This is a genomic window from Bradyrhizobium sp. STM 3809 (genome assembly GCF_000239795.1).
In the GTDB taxonomy this organism is placed as follows: Bacteria; Pseudomonadota; Alphaproteobacteria; order Rhizobiales; family Xanthobacteraceae; genus Bradyrhizobium.
On record NZ_CAFJ01000451.1, the window covers coordinates 1 to 3,019 of the forward strand.

Consider the following 3,019-nt stretch of genomic DNA (forward strand, 5'->3'; position numbering starts at 1 on the left):
GCTCATCCTGCTCATCGCGCTGTCGGCCAAGAACGCGATCCTGATCGTCGAGGTCGGCCTCGAGCTGCACGGCCGCGACGGCAAACCCCTCATCGAGTCCGCGATCGAGGCGGCGCGGTCGCGCTTCCGGCCGATCCTGATGACCTCCTTCGCCTTCATTCTCGGCGTCGTACCGCTGGTGCTGGCGACAGGCGCCGGCGCCAGCGCGCGCAAATCGATCGGCATCACCGTGTTCTCCGGCATGCTGGCCTCGACCTGCCTCGCCGTGCTGTTCGTGCCGGCGTTCTTCGTCGTGGTGCAGCGCTTCGAGAACTGGCGCGCGGCGCGCAAGGCAAAACCGGTCGTGGCGCAGCCGGCGGAATGAGACCTACTGCGTTCGGAGTGGCGTCTCCTTCAGTCCGTTGGCGTCATAGGCTCTGCGCAGCAGCCCGTTCGACACCGCCTCGGTCATGAAGCCGGTGACGAAGGCCAGCGCCTTGTCGTGCCCGCGCGGGACGGCGACGGCGGTCACCGTCTTCTTGAAAGTCTCGTCGAGCACCCGCGTGCCCGGAATCTTCCTGGCCATCGCGTTGAGCTGGTCGCGCGAGAGCGCGAAAGCGTCGATCTCGCCTCGCTGCAGCAGGCCGAAAATCTCGTCATAGGTCTGATAGCCGGTGACGCTGGCGTTCTTCAGATGCGCGATGGCGCCACGCATCGTCGTGGTGTTGTTGACCGCCGCCACCTTCACGCCCGGCTCGTCGAGGGTCGCGAAGCCCGTCACCGCCGAGCCCGGCTTGACGATGTAGGTCGCGTCGGCGACCTCGTAGACCGGGCCGAACGCCATCCTGGCCTCGCGCTCCGGATCCTTCGGCAGGAACGTCACGTCCCAGGTGCCCTTGTCGGCCGCGTCGGTGATCTGGCCGGAGTTCTGGTGCACGACATAGTCGACCGGCACGCCGAGCCTGTCGGCCATCGCGCGGCCGAGATCGACGGGAACGCCGGCATAGCCGGTCTCGGTCCTGGTCGACCAGAACGCGCCGCCCGCCGGGCTGATCGCAATCGCCACGCGCAGCCGGCCGGTCGGCGCGATCTCGTCCTTCAGTTCGGCGGCTCCGCCGTGAGATGACGTCATGATACCCGCCACGACGGCCAGCGCCGCCATTTGCAGCCTGCGCCACTGGCCCATCGTTCCCTCCCCGTTGTCATGGCGGCCATCATGCCGTGCAGGCCGTCCGATGCAAGTACGATCGTTTTCACTCCGCAGGCGCCTCCCGCAACGCCGGCCGCAACGCCGGCAGTTCGGGCGGCAGGATCAGCGCGGCGACGATCGCGACCAGAGCAAGCGCGGCGAAGGCCTGCAGCATGGTGGCGAAGCCGCCGCGCTCGTACAGCCAGGCGACCAGGCCGACCGAGGCGCCGGCTGCGGTGAAGCCGACGAAATAGCGCACCGCATAGGCGCGCGAGCGCCATTCCTCGGCGGTGTACTTGCCGACCATGGCGTCGTTGACCGTGACCTGGCCGAACGCGCCCATCACGATGCCGATCGAGGCCACGATCAGCGCCCAGTCGCGGGCATCGGCGGCAAGATAGAGCAGCGGCGCCAGCACCAGCGACAGCGGCAGCGCGACGGCCTTCAGCGTGTGGCGATCGAGCAAGCGCCCGATCGTGTACTGCGTCATCGCGCCGAACACGTAGACACCAGCCGCGATGAAGCCGAGCAGCGCCGGGCTCTGCGTCAGCCCTGCCAGCCGCTCCGCGAACAGTTTTGGCAGCGCCACGGTGATCGCGTTGAAGGTGGTCGAGATCGCGATCACCACCAGGAGCAGCGCCAGCACCACGCGCCACATCTGCTCGCGCGCCACCCGCGCCTGCGCCGCCGCCTGCTTCGAGCCCCTGCGATCCTCATGCGCGACCGTCATCGCGAAGGCCAGGCCGATCCCGAGCGTGACCACGCCGGGCACGATGAAGGCGAAGCGCCAGCCGAGATACTGGCCGACGACGCCGGTGACCAGCGCCGACGAGGCGACGCCGAGATTGCCGAACACGCCGTTCAGCCCCATGTCGCTGCCGAGCCGTTCGGCATAGGACACCAGCATCGCGGTTCCCACCGGATGATAGATCGAGGCGAACAGGCCGATCGAAAACAGCGCCGCGCCGAGCTGCCAGGGCGTCTGCACCAGGCCGACCGAGATCATCGACAGGCCGATGCCAACATAGAAGATCAGCATCATGTGCCGCCGGCTCCAGCGGTCGCCGAGCCAGCCGGTCAGCAGCGCGCCGGCGCCGAAGGCGATGAAGCCGGGCGTCGCATAGGGCAGCAAATCCGCATAGGCCATGCCCAGCGCCGGGCCCATGATGATGACCGCGGCCGCGAAGATCAGCATCGCATAATGATCGATGAAATGGGCCGCGTTGACGAAGCCGATGACGCGGCTCGGTCTGTTCAGGCTTGGGCTGTTCATGCGCGGTTCCTCGATTCCCGATGACATCGGTTATGCTGGCTTGGGTTATACTGGCTCGCTCCAACGAGAAGGCGCCAATGACCATCGTGGACACGCCATTGAAGCCGCTCGGCGACGACCGGGTGACGACCGAGCCCGGCGTCCATCTGATCGCGCGCAGCTATCAGAAGGGCAGCCGGCTCGAGCCGCACATGCACCGCGAGTCGCAGCTGATCTATGCCTCTGCCGGCACCATGCAGGTCACCACGCCGGAGGGCCGCTGGCTGGTGCCGCCGGATCGCGCGGTGTGGGTGCCGGCGCGGCACGCGCATGCCATCGACATGCTGGCCGACAGCCAGATGCGGACGCTGTATTTCGAGCAGGACTGGCTGACGCGCGAGACGCGCGGCGTGCGGCTCGACCACGAGTTCGTGGTGCAGGTGTCGCCGCTGCTGCATCAGGCGATCCTGGCGCTGTTCGCGCCCGATGGCGGCCCCGAGCGCGCCGCGCTGCTGGTGCGCCTCGCGCTGCTCGAGCTGCGCCGCGCCGAGGACTCCTCGACCTTCATCCCGCTGCCGCGGGATCCGCGCGCCCGCCGC

The 3,019-nt window shown here is 68.2% G+C and carries 4 protein-coding genes; 2 read left to right on the top strand and 2 right to left on the bottom strand.

Annotated elements, in window-relative coordinates; genetic code table 11:
* A partial coding sequence (locus BRAS3809_RS20860) for an efflux RND transporter permease subunit (protein WP_035657351.1) occupies positions 1–364 on the top strand: 364 nt, incomplete at its 5' end.
* Positions 365–367: 3 nt separating this feature from the next.
* Here the strand turns inward: BRAS3809_RS20860 and BRAS3809_RS20865 are convergent.
* Together BRAS3809_RS20865 and BRAS3809_RS20870 are read right to left on the bottom strand one after the other, a co-directional pair.
* Positions 368–1,141, bottom strand: a complete 774-nt coding sequence (locus BRAS3809_RS20865; protein ID WP_052523461.1) for a transporter substrate-binding domain-containing protein — start codon at positions 1,139–1,141, stop codon at positions 368–370.
* Positions 1,142–1,232: 91 nt separating this feature from the next.
* Entirely contained in the window at positions 1,233–2,426 is a 1,194-nt protein-coding gene (locus tag BRAS3809_RS20870) for an MFS transporter (RefSeq protein ID WP_035657357.1), read from the bottom strand.
* A 92-nt stretch (positions 2,427–2,518) separates the two neighbouring features.
* On the opposite strand from BRAS3809_RS20870, the gene BRAS3809_RS20875 reads away from it, so the two are divergent.
* The coding region (locus BRAS3809_RS20875; RefSeq protein ID WP_035657354.1) for an AraC family ligand binding domain-containing protein at positions 2,519–3,019 on the top strand (501 nt) is incomplete at its 3' end.